Raw genomic sequence first — 15,072 nt, 5'->3', positions numbered from 1 at the left:
CAGCCGGACATTTCCGACTGTATTTATAGACAGTACTTAACCCTAGTTTGCGCCTGTTCCTACGAGTTTCAAGGGCAAGGCCCAAGCACCCCGGTAATCGCAGGACCAATGGTCAAAAATAAATCGGCAAAAACAGGTAAAACCAGGTGCAACCTGTCGCCCCGTCAGTCAAGCGTCTTTATACTGACTTCCCACTCGTGCACCGCTTCGCGCAGCATGGATGAAGCGTGCATCCTTTCTCACTCCCGATCAGAGCTACGGTAAAAATGAGCCTGTTTTCCGCTGTCGAATTGGCACCCCGCGATCCTATCCTGGGCCTCAACGAAGCATTCAACGCCGACACCCGCACCGACAAGGTGAACCTGGGCGTGGGCGTGTACTGCAACGAAGAGGGGCGAATTCCCCTGCTGCGCGCGGTGATCGAAGCCGAGACCCAGCGCGTTGCACAGCACGCCGCGCGCGGCTATCTGCCTATCGACGGCATCGCCGCCTACGACAAGGCCGTACAGACCCTGATGTTCGGCGCCCAGTCGCCGCTGCTGACCGCCGGCCGTGTGGTCACCACGCAGGCCGTTGGCGGTACCGGCGCCCTGAGGATCGGTGCAGATTTCCTCAAGCAGCTGTCGCCCGATGCGGTCGTCGCGATCAGCGATCCGAGCTGGGAAAACCACCGTGCGCTGTTCGAAGCCGCAGGCTTCGGCGTCCGCAACTACCGTTACTATGATGCGACCAGCAACGACGTTAACCGTTCAGGCATGCTCGAAGACCTCGACGCCTTGCCCACTGGCTCCATCGTCGTGCTGCACGCGTGCTGCCACAACCCCACCGGGGTCGACCTCAACGCGGCGGACTGGGTCAACGTGTTGGATGTGGTCAAGCGCAAGGGCCATGTGCCGTTCCTCGACATGGCCTATCAGGGCTTCGGCGACGGCATCCAGGAAGACGCAGCGGCGGTGCGCCTGTTCGCCGAGTCGGGCTTGAGCTTCTTCGTCTCCAGTTCGTTTTCCAAGTCGTTCTCGCTGTATGGCGAGCGGGTCGGTGCGCTGTCGATCGTCACCCAGTCCAGCGATGAAAGCGCGCGCGTGCTGTCGCAGCTCAAGCGCGTCATTCGCACCAACTACTCGAACCCGCCGACCCATGGCGCCATGATCGTCGCCAACGTGCTCAACAGTCCCGAACTGCGAGCCATGTGGGAAGCCGAGCTGGGCGAGATGCGCCAGCGCATTCGCGGCATGCGCCTGCAAATGGTCGAAGGCCTGGCCGCACAGGGTGCCAACCGTGACTTCGCCTTCGTCGCCCGCCAGGCTGGCATGTTCTCGTATTCCGGGTTGAGCGCTGAGCAGGTCGGGCGCCTGCGCAGCGAGTTCGGCATCTACGCGCTGGATACCGGGCGCATCTGCGTGGCTGCGTTGAACCAGAGCAACATCGACGGCGTGATCAAGGCCATCGTCAAGGTGCTGTAGCATCCTTGCTAAGGGGAAGGCTTGACTTCCCCTTAGCAATCAGTAACATACGCAGCAGATTCCGCGATAGCTCAGTTGGTAGAGCAAATGACTGTTAATCATTGGGTCCCTGGTTCGAGTCCAGGTCGTGGAGCCAGACACTGAAAAACAAGCCCCTCATCGCAGGGGCTTTTTTTCGCCCGGACGCTGGCCTTCTCGCAGCAGTCGTCGAGGCGTTTGCCTTCGAACTTTCCCCCGCCCTACCCCCTCATAACAACACACCCATCACCTGGCCGACCTGCCATGGATCTTGTCGTCGCGCGTCCCGAAGGTCTGTATTGCACCGCCGGGGATTTCTATATCGATCCGTGGAAGCCCGTCGAGCGCGCGGTGATCACCCATGGTCACGGCGACCACGCGCACACGGGCAACGAACACTATCTGGCCGCAGCACCGGGCGAAGGCATCCTGCGCACGCGCCTGGGCCAGGACATAAATCTGCAATTGCTCGAGTACGGCGAAGTCCTGCAGCACAACGGTGTGACCTTGAGTTTCCATCCTGCCGGACACGTACTGGGCTCGGCCCAGGTGCGCCTGGAATACAAAGGTGAGGTGTGGGTAGCCTCGGGCGATTACAAGGTCGAGCCAGACGGTACGTGCGCGCCTTTCGAGCCGGTGCGCTGCCACACCTTCATCACCGAATCGACCTTTGGCCTGCCGATCTATCGCTGGCAGCCGCAGGCCGAGATCTTCGCGGAAGTGAACCAGTGGTGGCGAGCCAACGTTGAGCAAGGCAAGGCCAGCGTGTTGTTCGCCTACGCCTTCGGCAAGGCCCAGCGCTTGCTGCATGGGATCGACGCGAGCATCGGACCGATTCTGGCGCACGGCTCGGTCGAACCGCTGAACCGTGTCTATCGCGATGCTGGCGTGTATATCCCGGAAACCCAATACGCCGGGGACTTCAAGAAAACCGACCCGGCCCTGCGCAATGCGTTGATCATCGCCCCGCCCTCGGCTGGAGGCAGCACCTGGATGCGCCGCTTTGGTGAATACAGCGATGCCTTCGCCAGCGGCTGGATGCGCCTGCGCGGCACCCGCCGCCGGCGCGGCGTGGACCGAGGCTTCGTGCTGTCCGACCACGCCGACTGGCCCGGCCTGCTGTGGGCCATCGAGCAGACCGGGGCCGAGCGGGTCATGGTCACCCATGGCTCGGTAGAGGTGCTGGTGCGCTATCTGCGCGACATCGGTCTGGACGCTCAGGGGTTCACCACCGAGTACGGCAACGAAGAGGAACCCCAGGAGGCCGCGTCTTGAAAGCTTTCGCGCAGTTGTATGCCAATCTCGACGAAACCACCTCGACCAATGCCAAGCGCCAGTTCCTGGAGGATTACTTCCGTCAGGCGCAACCGGCCGATGCCGCCTGGGCAGTGTACTTTCTGTCCGGCGGCCGTCCTCGACAGCTGGTGCCGACCAAGATCCTGCGCGAGCTGGCGATCAAACTGGCGAACGTGCCCGAATGGCTGTTCGAAGAAAGCTATCAGGCCGTAGGTGACCTGGCCGAGACCTTCTCGCTGTTGTTGCCCGAAGCCGAGCAGAGCAGTGACGAAGGCCTGGCCTGGTGGCTGGAAAACGCCCTGTTGCCCCTGCGCGGGCTGCCACCCGAAGAGCTCCACGCGCGCTTGCCGCCGTTGTGGGCGCAGCTGGACCGGGCCAGCCTGATGCTCTGCCTGAAGCTGATCACCGGCAGCTTTCGCGTCGGTGTGTCGAAGCTGTTGGTCACCCGCGCGCTGGCGCAGATGGCCGGTATCGACAGCAAGCGCGTGGCCCAGCGCCTGGTGGGCTACACCGATCTGTCGCACCGTCCGGTCGCCGAAAGTTACCTCAAGCTCATCGCCCAGGAATCGGCGGACGAACACGCCCAACGGGGTGGCCAGCCCTACCCGTTTTTCCTCGCCCACTCGCTGCAACAGCCGGTCGATCAGTTCGACACCTTGTTGGGCCCCAGCAACGGCTGGCAGGTGGAATGGAAGTGGGATGGAATCCGCGCCCAACTGGTCAAGCGCGACGGCCGTCTGTGGATCTGGTCGCGCGGCGAGGAACTGGTGTCGGATCGCTTCCCGGAACTGCACTCGCTGACCGCGAGCCTGCCCGATGGCACGGTCATCGACGGCGAGATCGTGGTCTGGAAGACACCGCCACCGGCCGACGTGGCACCTGAAGATTTCAGCCTGGACGAGGCATCGAGCGCGTCGGCCGATGCGCCCGCCGTGCAGCCGTTCGCCCTGCTGCAGCAGCGCATCGGCCGCAAAACCTTGAACAAGAAGATCCTTGAAGAGATTCCGGTGGTGGTGCTCGCCTATGACCTGCTCGAATGGGCAGGGGAAGACTGGCGCAACCGCCCGCAGCACGAACGTCGCACCCAGATGGAACAGGTCATCGCGCAGGCCGCCGACCCCGTATTGCGTCCGTCGCCAGTCTTGACCGGCGACGATTGGCAAGACCTGGGCCGCCAGCGCGAAGCGTCGCGCGCGCTGGGTGTGGAAGGCATGATGCTCAAGGCGCGCGACTCGCTGTATGGCGTTGGTCGCACCAAGGACATGGGCACCTGGTGGAAATGGAAGGTGGATCCGTTCAGCGTCGACGCGGTGTTGATCTATGCCCAGGCTGGCCATGGGCGTCGCGCGAGCCTGTACAGCGATTACACGTTCGCCGTGTGGGATGGCCCACCCGAAGCGTCCGAGCGAACCCTGGTGCCGTTCGCCAAGGCCTATTCCGGATTGACCGACGAAGAGATGCGCAAGGTCGACGCGATCGTTCGCAAGACCACCGTGGAAAAATTCGGCCCGGTACGCAGCGTGACCCCGACGCTGGTCTTCGAGTTGGGCTTCGAGGGCATTGCCCTGTCCAAGCGCCACAAAAGCGGCATTGCGGTGCGCTTCCCGCGCATGTTGCGCTGGCGTCACGACAAACCGGTGGCTGAAGCCGACAGCCTGGCGACCCTCCAGGACCTGTTGGCCTGACCGTTCTGAATGCACCGCCGAGGTGCATTTTTTTGCCGTGGATTATTTCAGGGCATTGCTGTACCAATGACGCGCGGCACGGACATCCACCCGGACTCAGGCCATGGCGAAACTTGCTGCCACGCGACACAACCTTGCTCAGAGCGGTCTGCACTGGGACTATGGTGCGGAAATTGCTATCAAAATGATGTCTGGCACTCGCCGGTAACGCACATCGCCCTCACCAACGCATTCAACTGGTTTTAAGGACTGCACGATGAAAAAAGCATTGCTGACCCTTTCTGCTCTGGCCCTAGCGTTTTCGGCCGGCAGCGCAATGGCCAAGGAATACAAGGAGTTGCGCTTCGGGGTCGATCCTTCCTATGCACCGTTCGAATCCAAGGCCGCCGACGGCAGCCTGGTGGGTTTCGACATCGATCTGGGCAATGCCATCTGCAAGGAACTGAAGGTGACCTGCAAGTGGGTCGAAAGCGATTTCGACGGCATGATTCCAGGCCTCAAGGCGAAGAAATTCGACGGTGTGATTTCCTCGATGACCGTCACCCCGGCGCGGGAGAAAGTCATCGACTTCTCCAACGAACTGTTTTCCGGCCCGACCTCGCTGGTGTTCAAGAAAGGTGCAAACCTGAGCACAGACCTGGCCTCGCTCAAGGGCAAGACCGTGGGCTACGAGCAAGGCACCATTCAGGAAGCCTACGCCAAGGCCGTGCTCGACAAGGCTGGCGTGAAGACCCAGGCCTATCAGAATCAGGACCAGGTCTACGCCGACCTGATTTCAGGTCGTCTCGACGCGTCCATTCAGGACATGCTGCAGGCCGAGCTGGGCTTTCTGAAATCGCCACAAGGTGCTGGCTATGAAGTCAGCGAGCCGATCGACAGCGAATTGTTGCCGGCCAAGACGGCCGTGGGTATCGCCAAAGGTAACAAGGAACTCAAGGCGTTGATCGATAAAGGTATCAAAGCGTTACACGATGATGGCACCTACAGCGAAATCCAGAAGAAACACTTCGGTGAGCTGAACCTGTACAGCGGCAAGTAAACCGCCGCGGTGACAGCGCCCATTCCCACTCGGGGATGGGCGTTTTTTTGATCGGCAAAGGCCAGATTCATGTTCGATGACCTTTTGCAGTACCTCGGGTTGTCTGCGTTCAGCTTGAAGGGCTTCGGCCCGTTGCTGCTCGAAGGCACCTGGATGACCATCAAGCTGTCCCTGCTCTCGCTGCTGGTCAGCGTGGTGCTGGGCCTGATCGGCGCCAGCGCCAAGCTGTCCGGCGCGGCGGCGCTGCGCGTGCCTGCGCAGCTCTACACCACCCTGATCCGCGGCGTGCCCGACCTGGTGCTGATGCTGCTGATTTTCTACAGCCTGCAGACCTGGCTGACCGGTATTACCGAAGCGCTGGAATGGGACTACATCGAAATCGATCCTTTCGCCGCCGGGGTGATCACCCTGGGCTTCATCTACGGCGCCTATTTCACCGAGACCTTTCGCGGCGCCATGCTGGCAGTACCGCGCGGGCAACTCGAAGCGGCCACGGCCTATGGCCTCAAGCGCTCGCAGCGTTTTCGCTATGTGGTGTTTCCGCAGATGATGCGCTACGCCCTGCCCGGTATCGGCAATAACTGGATGGTCATGCTCAAGGCCACCGCGCTGGTGTCGATCATCGGCCTGGCCGATCTGGTCAAGGCCGCCCAGGACGCGGGCAAGAGCACCTATCAACTGTTCTACTTCCTGGTCCTCGCCGCGCTCATCTATCTGCTGATCACCGGTGCCTCCAACATCGCCCTGCGCTGGCTTGAACGGCGCTACAGCGCGGGCACCCGGGAGGCCCTGCGATGATCGAGCTTCTTCAAGAATACTGGCGACCGTTCCTCTACTCCGACGGGCAGAACATCACCGGTCTGGCGATGACCCTGTGGCTGCTCACTGCCGCCCTGGTGATCGGCTTCGTGTTCTCGGTGCCGCTGTCGATCGCCCGGGTCTCGAATCGGCGCTGGGTCCGCTGGCCGGTGCAGTTCTACACGTACCTGTTCCGCGGCACCCCGCTCTATATCCAGCTGCTGATCTGCTACACCGGCATCTACAGCCTGGAGGCGGTGCGTGGGCAGCCCTTGCTCAACGACTTCTTCCGCGACGCGATGAACTGCACGGTGCTGGCATTCGCGCTGAACACCTGCGCGTACACCACGGAGATCTTCGCCGGGGCCATCCGCAGCATGAACCACGGCGAGGTCGAGGCGGCCAAGGCCTACGGCCTCAGCGGCTGGAAGCTGTACGCCTACGTGATCATGCCGTCGGCCTTGCGCCGGTCGTTGCCCTACTACAGCAACGAAGTGATCCTCATGCTGCACTCGACCACCGTGGCGTTCACTGCCACCATTCCGGACATTCTCAAGGTCGCGCGTGATGCCAATTCGGCGACCTTCCTGACCTTCCAATCCTTCGGCATCGCCGCGCTGATCTATCTGACCGTCACCTTCGCTCTGGTCGGACTGTTTCGCCTGGCAGAACGCCGCTGGCTGGCCTTTCTCGGCCCGACGCACTAGGACCTGAACATGCAACACGACATTCATGAACTGCTGGCCCCGCTGCCGGGCACCGCGCGCCAGATCCACAGCTTCAGCTACGGCCCGACCGGTGCCGGCAAGGTCTACATCCAGGCCTCGCTGCATGCCGACGAGCTGCCGGGGATGCTCGTCGCCTGGCACCTGCGCCAGCGCCTGGCCGAACTGGAAAGCGCCGGGCAACTGCGCTGGCAGGTCGTGGTGGTGCCCATCGCCAACCCCGCCGGGCTCGACCAGATCGTCATGGACACTCCCATGGGCCGCTACGAGCTGGAAACCGGCGAGAACTTCAATCGCCGTTTCGTCGACCTGGCCGATCAGGTCGGGGGCGCCGTCGAGAGCCTGCTGGGCGATGACGTTGCGCGCAATACCGCGCTGATCCGTACGCATCTGCGCGATGGGTTGAACCGGCTGCAGCCTGCCACCGCCCTGCAGTCGCAGCGCCTGACCTTGCAGCGCCTGGCGTGCGACGCCGACATGGTGCTGGACCTGCACTGCGACTTCGAAGCCGTGCAGCATCTGTACACCACGCCCGAGGCCTGGCCGCAGGTGGAGCCGCTGGCGCGCTATCTGGGCGCCCAGGCCAGCCTGCTGGCCACCGATTCGGGCGGGCAGTCGTTCGACGAGTGCTTCAGCCTGTTGTGGTGGCAGTTGCAGCAACGCTTTGGCGAGCGTTTCCCGATCGCCATGGGCAGCTTTTCGGTCACTGTCGAATTGCGCGGCCAGGGCGACGTCAACCATCCGATGGCCAGCGGCGACTGCCAGGCCATTCTCGACTACCTGGCCAGCGTCGGTGCCATCGACCGCCAGCCGGCCGCGCTGCCGGCGTTGCTCGCCGCGGCAACGCCGCTGGCTGCCGTAGAACCGGTTACAGCGCCAGTGGGTGGGCTGCTGGTGTACAGCGCGGTGCCCGGACAGTACCTGGAAGCCGACCAGTTGATCGCCGAGATCATCGATCCGCTGACCAATGCGGTCACCCCGGTGCGCAACCGTCGGCCGGGCCTGATGTACGCCCGCTCGCTGCGCCGCATGGCCACCACCGGCATGCTGGTGGCCCATGTCGCGGGTACCCAGGCCTGCCGCAGCGGCTATCTACTTCAACCTTGAGGACGTGTTGCGCATGTACAAACTGACCATCGACGGCCTGCACAAGAGCTATGGCGACAACAAGGTACTCAAAGGCGTCTCGCTCAAGGCCAGCACGGGTGACGTGATCAGCCTGATCGGCGCCAGTGGCTCGGGCAAGAGCACCTTCCTGCGCTGCATCAATTTTCTCGAGCAGCCCGACGACGGCGCCATGAGCCTGGATGGCAAACCGATCCAGATGATCAGCGACCACGGCGGCATGCGGGTCGCCGACGCCGACGAGTTGCAGCGCCTGCGCACGCGTCTGGCCATGGTGTTCCAGCACTTCAACCTGTGGAGCCACATGACCGTGCTCGACAACATCACCATGGCCCCGCGCCGGGTGCTGGGCATCGACAAGGACGAAGCGCGGGCGCGGGCGTTGCGCTACCTGGACAAAGTCGGCTTGCCCGAGCGGGTTGCCAGCCAGTATCCAGCCTTCCTCTCCGGTGGTCAGCAGCAACGCGTGGCCATCGCCCGTGCCCTGGCCATGGAACCGGAAGTCATGCTGTTCGACGAACCGACCTCGGCCCTCGACCCGGAGCTGGTGGGTGAGGTGTTGAAGGTGATCAAGGGCTTGGCCGAGGAAGGCCGTACCATGATCATGGTCACCCACGAAATGAGCTTCGCCCGCGAAGTGTCGAGCCAGGTGCTGTTCCTGCATCAGGGGCTGGTGGAAGAAGAAGGCCCGCCTGCACAGGTGCTGGGAAGCCCGAAAAGCGAGCGGTTGCGGCAGTTTCTCAGCGGAAATCTGAAGTAGTCGCTGTGCATTGCATTCATGAGGGAGCGGGTTCTACCCGCGAATGCGTCTTCGGACAGTTCTCCTCCTTATAACCGATCGTTCTAAAACTCTCGCTACCCGCTCCGGTCAGTTTCATACCTGGCCGAACTTAACTCGGCCGCTCCCCAACGGAAAAACCGGTAAGGACTTATGTGCGGATTAGCTGGTGAGTTGCGCTTCGACTTTCAACCTGCGGACCTTGCGGCCGTGGAACGCATTACCCATGAACTGGCCCCACGCGGGCCGGACGCCTGGGGTTTTCAGGCGCAAGGGCCGATTGCCCTGGGCCATCGCCGCCTGAAGATCATGGACCTGTCGGACGGCTCCGCGCAGCCGATGACCGACGCCCAGCTGGGCCTGAGCCTGGCGTTCAACGGTGCCATCTACAACTTTCCTGAACTGCGCAGTGAGCTGGAAGCGCTGGGTTACAGCTTCTATTCGGGTGGCGACACCGAGGTGCTGCTCAAGGGCTACCATGCCTGGGGCGAAAAACTGCTGCCAAAGCTCAACGGCATGTTCGCCTTCGCCATCTGGGAGCGCGACACGCAACGTCTGTTCATTGCCCGCGACCGTCTGGGCGTCAAGCCGTTGTACCTGTCGCGTACCGACAAGCGCCTGCGCTTCGCCTCGGCCCTGCCGGCGCTGCTCAAGGGTGGCGACATCAGCCCGATGCTCGACCCGGTGGCGTTGAACCACTACCTGAACTTCCACGCTGTGGTGCCTGCGCCACGGACGTTGATCGCGGGTATCGAAAAGCTGCCGCCAGCGACCTGGATGCGCATCGATGCCAACGGCAAGACCGAACAGCAGACGTGGTGGACCTTGCCCTACGGGCCGCATGCCGACGAAGCCAACCTGACGCTTGAGGACTGGCGCGACCGTGTACTGGAAAGCACCCGAGAAGCGGTTGCCATTCGCCAGCGGGCCGCCGTGGATGTGGGCGTGCTGCTGTCCGGCGGCGTCGATTCGAGCATGCTGGTAGGTCTGTTGCGCGAAGTGGGCGTGAAGGATCTGTCGACCTTCTCCATCGGCTTCCAGGACGCCGGCGGCGAACGGGGCGACGAGTTCCAGTATTCCGACCTGATCGCCAAGCATTACGGCACACAGCACCACCAGTTGCGCATCCAGGAGCGGGAAATCATCGAGCAACTGCCCGCGGCGTTCCGCGCGATGAGCGAGCCGATGGTCAGCCACGACTGCATTGCTTTCTACCTGCTCTCGCGGGAAGTTGCCAAGCATTGCAAGGTGGTGCAGAGCGGCCAGGGCGCCGACGAACTGTTCGCCGGGTACCACTGGTACCCACAAGTGGACGGCGCCAGCGATCCGTACCAGGCCTATCGCGATGCGTTCTTCGACCGCAGCTACGACGACTACGCCGCAACCGTGGCCCCCAAATGGCTGACCGCCAACGATGCGGCGGGTGACTTCGTCCGCGAGCACTTCGCCATGCCTGGCGCCGATGCAGCGGTGGACAAGGCCTTGCGCCTGGACAGCACAGTGATGCTGGTCGACGACCCGGTCAAACGCGTCGACAACATGACCATGGCCTGGGGCCTGGAAGCGCGCACGCCGTTCCTTGACTATCGCCTGGTCGAGCTCTCCGCGCGGGTTCCGGGCAAGTTCAAGCTGCCCGATGGTGGCAAGCAAGTGCTCAAGGAAGCGGCGCGCCTGGTGATTCCGAGCGAAGTCATCGACCGCAAGAAAGGCTATTTCCCGGTGCCTGGCCTCAAGCATCTCGAAGGCGACACACTCAACTGGGTACGCGATCTGCTGTTGGACCCCAGCCAGGACCGCGGCCTGTTCAACCCGACCATGCTCGACCGTCTGCTGACCGATCCGCAAGGCCAGCTCACGCCGCTGCGCGGCTCCAAGCTCTGGCAGCTGGCGGCGTTGAACCTGTGGCTCAGCGAACAAGGACTCTGATCGATGAAAGCTCATGCCACGGCATTCAACCAGCGCTTGCAGCGCGGCCAGTCGCCGTCCTACGAGCGCTTGCAGGCGCGGCTCGCCGAAGAAGGCCACAGCGACGACCTGCAACAACGACCGTTGCACTGCGGCTGGGGCCGCGTGCTGATCGGGCACACCTACCCCGATCCGCAAGCGCTGGCTGCCGAACTGATCAACGAACAGCCGGGTGAGCGAGACATCGCCCTGTACGTTGCCGCGCCACAGCAGGTATTGGCCCATGCGCCGCAGCAGCTGTTTCTCGACCCGTCCGATACGCTGCGCCTGTGGTTCAGCGATTACCGACCCGCGCAGCGGGTGTTCCGCGGGTTCCGGATTCGCCGGGCGCAAAGCGATGGCGATTGGCAGGCCATCAACCAGCTTTACCTCAAGCGCAAGATGCTGCCCATCGACCAGAGCCTGCTGACCCCGCGTCATCAGGGTGGGCCGGTGTACTGGCTGGCCGAAGACGAAGACACCGGTCAGGTGATCGGCAGTGTCATGGGCCTCAACCATGCCAAGGCCTTTCGCGATCCGGAGAAAGGCAGCAGCCTGTGGTGCCTGGCCGTCGACCCACGCTGCACGCGTCCGGGGGTGGGCGAAGTGCTGGTGCGTCATCTGGTCGAGCACTTCATGAGCCGCGGCCTGGCCTACCTCGATCTGTCGGTGATGCACGACAACCGTCTGGCCAAGAACCTCTACGCCAAGCTGGGCTTTCGCAACCTGCCGACCTTCGCCATCAAGCGTAAGAACGGCATCAACCAGAAACTGTTCCTGGGTCCGGGTCCGCAGGCCGATTTCAATCCCTACGCGCGGATCATCGTCGACGAAGCGTTTCGCCGAGGGATCGATGTGCAGGTGGACGATGCCGAGGCCGGCCTGTTCACCCTGGTGCACGGTGGCAGGCGCATTCGTTGCCGCGAATCACTGTGCGACCTGACCAGCTCGGTAAGCATGACCCTGTGCCAGGACAAGAGCCTGACCCACAAGGTGCTCAGGGCCGCCGGCCTCAGCCTGCCTGCGCAACAGCTGGCGGGCAGTGCCGACGACAATCAGGATTTCCTCGACGAACATGGCCGAGTGGTGGTCAAGCCGCTCGACGGTGAGCAAGGCAACGGTGTGGCCGTGGACCTGAGCACACTCGACGAGGTGCAGCAGGCCATCGAGCATGCTCGCCAGTTCGACAGCCGGGTTTTGCTCGAAAGCTTCCATGAAGGGGTTGACCTGCGCATCGTGGTCATCGGCTACGAAGTGGTTGCCGCAGCGATTCGCCGGCCGGCGCAGATCATTGGTGACGGGCACACCGACATCGGCACGTTGATCGATGTGCAGAGCCGCCGTCGCCAGGCGGCTACCGGCGGTGAAAGCCGGATTCCGCTGGACCAGGAAACCTTGCGCACGGTGCAGGCAGCCGGGTTCGACATGCACAGCATTCTGCCCAGCGGCCAGACGCTGACGGTGCGCAAAGCTGCCAATCTGCACACCGGCGGGCATCTGGAGGACGTCACGCAGACCCTCCACCCCGTGCTGGCGGACGCAGCGGTACGAGCCGCTCGCGCGCTGGACATACCGGTGGTGGGGCTGGACCTGCTGGTGCCGGCCGCCGACCAGCCGGAGTACGTGTTCATCGAAGCCAACGAGCGCGTGGGCCTGGCCAACCACGAACCGCAACCGACGGCAGAGCGCTTCGTCGATCTGCTGTTCCCGCACAGCCGCCCCAGGTAAGAAGCCTGCGTGCAGCCTGCCGGGGTGACCTGTGCAGGCTACGCGCCGTCGGGGCGGCGAAGAATCATCCCCCTATTCCATCCACCTCAGGAGTTTCCATGACTGTCAGAATTCCCGAACCGGATATCCAGTACCTGCAGAAAGTGCTGCTGGAAATGCTCGCCATTCCCAGCCCTACCGGGTTCACCGATACCATCGTGCGCTACGTCGCCGAACGTCTCGAAGAGCTGTGCATCCCTTTTGAAATGACACGCCGCGGTACTATTCGCGCGACTCTCAAGGGCAAGCAGAATTCACCGGACCGCGCTGTGTCTGCGCACCTGGACACCATCGGCGCCAGCGTACGGGCGGTGCAGGACAACGGTCGCCTGTCGCTGGCACCCGTGGGCTGCTGGTCGAGCCGCTTTGCCGAAGGCAGCCGTGTGAGCGTCTTCACCGACAGCGGCGTGATCCGCGGCAGCGTGCTGCCACTGATGGCCTCCGGGCATGCCTTCAATACCGCCGTCGACCAGATGCCGGTGACCTGGGACCATGTCGAGTTGCGCCTGGATGCCTACTGCGCGACGCGCGCCGATTGCGAGTCGCTGGGGGTGAACATCGGCGACTATGTGGCGTTCGATCCACTGCCTGAATTTACCGACAGTGGCCACATCAGTGCCCGCCATCTGGACGACAAGGCAGGTGTTGCCGCGCTGCTGGCATCGCTCAAGGCCATCGTCGAGAGTGACTACGAGCCTCTGATCGATTGCCATCCATTGTTTACCATCACCGAGGAGACCGGCTCTGGCGCAGCGGCGGCTTTGCCGTGGGATGTCAGCGAGTTCGTCGGCATCGACATCGCACCCGTTGCACCCGGCCAGCACTCGAGCGAGCACGCCGTGAGCGTGGCCATGATGGACTCCGGTGGGCCCTACGATTATCACCTGTCGCGGCATCTGTTGCGGCTGGCCGATGAAAACGAACTGCCGGTGCGGCGTGACCTGTTTCGTTACTACTTCAGTGACGCCCACTCGGCCGTCACGGCCGGACACGACATTCGTACCGCGCTCTTGGCGTTCGGCTGCGACGCAACCCATGGCTATGAACGCACCCACATCGACAGCCTGAGCGCGCTGAGCCGCATTCTCACGGCCTACATGTTGAGCCCGCCGGTGTTCGCCAGCGATGCCAAGCCGAACAACGGCTCGCTCGAGCGTTTCAGTCATCAGCTGGAGCACGACGCGCAGATGGAATCGGATACCCGCGTTCCGGCAGTCGAAGACGTGCTCGGACAGAAATCCAGTCACTGAGCGGCCTGATACAACCAGAGCACGGCCGCCCTGCCCCTTGCCACTACAGGCTCGGGGCCTTGGGCACGCGCGACACTGTTACAATGTCGGCCTAACCTGCGAGCGCCGAACATGTTGATTCCCTACGACCACCTCGAAGCCGACACCCTGACCCGCCTCATCGAAGATTTCGTGACCCGCGACGGAACCGACAACGGCGATGAAACACCTTTGCAGACGCGGGTCGAACGCGTGCGTCATGCGCTGGGCAAGAAACAGGCGTTCATCGTTTTCGATCCGGAAAGCCAGCAGTGCACGCTGATGCTCAAGCACGACATAGCGCCCGAGCTGTTCGACTGAGCATCACACCACCGGCACCTCCTTGGCATGCTTGCCGTGTTTCTCCTGGATTCGCCGATAGACCTCGGCACGGTGCACTTCCACGTCCTTGGGCGCCTGGATGCCGAAGCGCACGGTGTTGCCCCGCACGTCCAGCACCTTGATCCAGACGTCATCGCCGATCGAGATCAGCTCGCCTACATGTCGCGTCAATACCAGCATGGCTTTGTTCCCTCAAATGAATGCTTCTTGAGGGTGGACCCTGTTTTCGAGCATCACAAGGCAAGCGGAGCAATACAGTTTAGGCCTACGAAAGTTAGTAAATTCCCTGTCAGATATTTCGCACTTGTAGCGGGCAAGCCGTCAGTTAGTTGTACCGATCCATACACTTTCATCCACCGTTGTATGGATATTTACATGCTTGTCCACATTGATCATCCCTATCCCTGCTGCAGCTTCGGCCCCCACAGAATGAGGCTCGCCCCCAGCACGCATAGGGTTGCACCGAGCCAGTCGAAGGTCTGCGGCCGAACTTTCTCGACCACTGCCAGCCACCCCAGGGAAGCCACGATGTAGATGCCACCATAGGCCGCATACGCACGGCCGGCATAGCCAGCTTCCACGCGAGTGAGCAGCAGCGCAAAACAGGTCAGGCTCAGCACGCCTGCAAATGCCCACAAAGCACTCTTGCCCATCCGCAGCCACAGGTAGAACGCATAGCAACCGGCGATTTCGAACAGGGCGGCCAGCAGGAACCACACATAGTTGAGCACTTGAACTCTCCAGATCCCATATCAGCCCGCGAGAATACGACAGCCCTGACCCCGCTCGGAAACATTTTTAAATCTTTGGGACTTTTTACGGCA

The 15,072-nt window shown here is 62.5% G+C and carries 14 protein-coding genes and 1 tRNA gene; 13 read left to right on the top strand and 2 right to left on the bottom strand.

Annotation, left to right across the window (positions count from 1 at the left end):
- Nucleotides 1-266 precede the first annotated feature (266 nt).
- From IFT98_RS00610 to IFT98_RS00550, 13 genes are all read left to right on the top strand, one after another.
- Nucleotides 267-1,463, top strand: coding sequence for an amino acid aminotransferase (locus tag IFT98_RS00610; RefSeq protein ID WP_192049805.1), 1,197 nt, complete (start codon nucleotides 267-269; stop codon nucleotides 1,461-1,463).
- Between the two features lie 60 nt (nucleotides 1,464-1,523).
- Nucleotides 1,524-1,599, top strand: a tRNA-Asn gene (locus IFT98_RS00605).
- Between the two features lie 146 nt (nucleotides 1,600-1,745).
- Complete coding sequence (locus IFT98_RS00600; protein ID WP_192049807.1) at nucleotides 1,746-2,756, top strand: ligase-associated DNA damage response exonuclease; 1,011 nt, start codon at nucleotides 1,746-1,748, stop codon at nucleotides 2,754-2,756.
- Nucleotides 2,753-4,462, top strand: coding sequence for an ATP-dependent DNA ligase (locus IFT98_RS00595; RefSeq protein ID WP_192049810.1), 1,710 nt, complete (start codon nucleotides 2,753-2,755; stop codon nucleotides 4,460-4,462). Before IFT98_RS00600 ends, IFT98_RS00595 begins: the two co-directional genes overlap by 4 nt.
- 256 nt (nucleotides 4,463-4,718) lie before the next feature.
- A complete protein-coding gene (locus IFT98_RS00590; RefSeq protein ID WP_122797275.1) occupies nucleotides 4,719-5,501 on the top strand; it encodes a transporter substrate-binding domain-containing protein in 783 nt (260 codons plus the stop codon).
- A gap of 69 nt (nucleotides 5,502-5,570) precedes the next feature.
- A complete protein-coding gene (locus tag IFT98_RS00585; protein ID WP_192049812.1) occupies nucleotides 5,571-6,299 on the top strand; it encodes an ABC transporter permease in 729 nt (242 codons plus the stop codon).
- The gene (locus IFT98_RS00580; protein WP_122479262.1) at nucleotides 6,296-7,006 is read left to right on the top strand and encodes an ABC transporter permease; all 711 of its coding nucleotides are present in this window, start codon (nucleotides 6,296-6,298) and stop codon (nucleotides 7,004-7,006) included. The genes IFT98_RS00585 and IFT98_RS00580 overlap by 4 nt, the downstream gene beginning before the upstream one ends.
- A 9-nt stretch (nucleotides 7,007-7,015) precedes the next feature.
- A complete protein-coding gene (locus IFT98_RS00575; RefSeq protein WP_192049814.1) occupies nucleotides 7,016-8,131 on the top strand; it encodes a succinylglutamate desuccinylase/aspartoacylase family protein in 1,116 nt (371 codons plus the stop codon).
- A 13-nt stretch (nucleotides 8,132-8,144) separates the two neighbouring features.
- Complete coding sequence (locus tag IFT98_RS00570; RefSeq protein WP_192049816.1) at nucleotides 8,145-8,909, top strand: ABC transporter ATP-binding protein; 765 nt, start codon at nucleotides 8,145-8,147, stop codon at nucleotides 8,907-8,909.
- A 171-nt stretch (nucleotides 8,910-9,080) separates the two neighbouring features.
- Nucleotides 9,081-10,853, top strand: coding sequence for an N-acetylglutaminylglutamine amidotransferase (locus IFT98_RS00565; RefSeq protein WP_192049818.1), 1,773 nt, complete (start codon nucleotides 9,081-9,083; stop codon nucleotides 10,851-10,853).
- Nucleotides 10,854-10,856: 3 nt separating this feature from the next.
- The gene (gene ngg / locus IFT98_RS00560; protein WP_192049820.1) at nucleotides 10,857-12,599 is read left to right on the top strand and encodes an N-acetylglutaminylglutamine synthetase; all 1,743 of its coding nucleotides are present in this window, start codon (nucleotides 10,857-10,859) and stop codon (nucleotides 12,597-12,599) included.
- Between the two features lie 98 nt (nucleotides 12,600-12,697).
- Nucleotides 12,698-13,888 (top strand): osmoprotectant NAGGN system M42 family peptidase, encoded by a 1,191-nt coding sequence (locus IFT98_RS00555; RefSeq protein ID WP_192049822.1) that lies wholly within the window; start codon nucleotides 12,698-12,700, stop codon nucleotides 13,886-13,888.
- 111 nt (nucleotides 13,889-13,999) lie between these two features.
- Nucleotides 14,000-14,227, top strand: a complete 228-nt coding sequence (locus tag IFT98_RS00550; protein ID WP_043187253.1) for a YheU family protein — start codon at nucleotides 14,000-14,002, stop codon at nucleotides 14,225-14,227.
- A 3-nt stretch (nucleotides 14,228-14,230) separates the two neighbouring features.
- Here IFT98_RS00550 and csrA read toward each other — a convergent pair whose 3' ends face one another.
- Nucleotides 14,231-14,428, bottom strand: coding sequence for a carbon storage regulator CsrA (csrA, locus tag IFT98_RS00545; RefSeq protein ID WP_043187251.1), 198 nt, complete (start codon nucleotides 14,426-14,428; stop codon nucleotides 14,231-14,233).
- 218 nt (nucleotides 14,429-14,646) lie between these two features.
- Nucleotides 14,647-14,979 carry a YnfA family protein gene (locus tag IFT98_RS00540; RefSeq protein WP_192049824.1) on the bottom strand — a complete coding sequence of 111 codons (333 nt, stop codon included), beginning with the start codon at nucleotides 14,977-14,979 and terminating at the stop codon, nucleotides 14,647-14,649.
- Between the last annotated feature and the right edge of the window lie 93 nt (nucleotides 14,980-15,072).

It is taken from the genome of Pseudomonas sp. CFBP 8770 (assembly GCF_014841705.1).
Taxonomy (GTDB): domain Bacteria; phylum Pseudomonadota; class Gammaproteobacteria; order Pseudomonadales; family Pseudomonadaceae; genus Aquipseudomonas.
This window is presented reverse-complemented; position numbering and strand designations above follow the sequence as displayed.